The sequence below is a fragment of the Arthrobacter sp. Dra40 genome (assembly GCF_059091905.1).
Genome location: NZ_JBNHHB010000526.1, coordinates 1 through 1,054, shown reverse-complemented (window position 1 = coordinate 1,054; position 1,054 = coordinate 1). Strand labels below are relative to the sequence as shown.

Below are 1,054 nucleotides of genomic sequence, written 5' to 3'. Positions count from 1 at the left end.
GTCCCTTCGGACGCCCGCCCTGTGCTTAGCCGCCAGGCGGTGTGCGTTTGGAAAACCGGAGACTAGCTCGCGGAGATCTGGCGCAGCACGTACTGCAGGATGCCGCCGTTGCGGTAGTAGTCGGCTTCACCCGGGGTGTCGATACGGACCACGGCGTCGAAGCTCTTCGTGCCGCCGGCCTCGTCGGTGGCGGTGACCTTCAGGGTCCGCGGGGTGGTGCCCTCGTTCAGTGCGGTGACGCCCTCGATCGAGAAGCTTTCCGTGCCGGAGAGCCCCAGCGATGCGGCAGACTCGCCTGCGGGGAACTGCAGCGGCAGCACGCCCATGCCGATCAGGTTCGAACGGTGGATCCGCTCGAAGCTCTCGGCAATGACGGCCTTGACGCCCAGCAGCGCCGTTCCCTTGGCTGCCCAGTCACGCGACGAACCGGAACCGTACTCCTTGCCGGCCAGCACCACCAGCGGGGTGCCGGCGGCCTGGTAGTTCATCGCGGCGTCGTAGATGTAGGCCTGCGGGCCGCCGGTCTGCGTGAAGTCCCGGGTGAAGCCGCCCTCCACGTTGTCCAGCAACTGGTTCCGCAGCCGGATATTGGCGAAGGTACCGCGGATCATCACTTCGTGGTTGCCGCGGCGGGAACCGTAGGAGTTGAAGTCCTTGCGCTCCACGCCGTTCTCCAGCAGGTAGCGGCCTGCGGGGCTGTCCGACTTGAATGATCCGGCCGGGGAGATGTGGTCTGTGGTGACCGAATCGCCCAGCTTGGCCAGCACGCGGGCACCGGTGATGTCCTGTACCGGCTCGGGCTTGGCGCTCATGCCTTCGAAGTACGGTGGCTTCCGCACGTAGGTGGAGTTCGGATCCCAGGCGAAGGTGTCGCCCTCGGGAGTCTCGAGCGCCTTCCAGCGGTCGTCGCCCTCGAACACGCCCTCGTAGCCCTTGGCGAACATCTCCTTGTTAATGGAGGAGTCGATCACCTGCTGGACCTCGACCGGGTTCGGCCAGATGTCCTTCAGGAACACGTCGTTGCCCTCCGGGTCCTGGCCCAGCGGCTGCTTCT

General features: G+C 66.0%; 1 pseudogene. It reads right to left on the bottom strand.

The window, feature by feature from the left end:
* Positions 1 to 62 precede the first annotated feature (62 nt).
* Positions 63 to 1,054: pseudogene (acnA, locus tag AC5RWT_RS37770) on the bottom strand (aconitate hydratase); the annotation flags it as partial.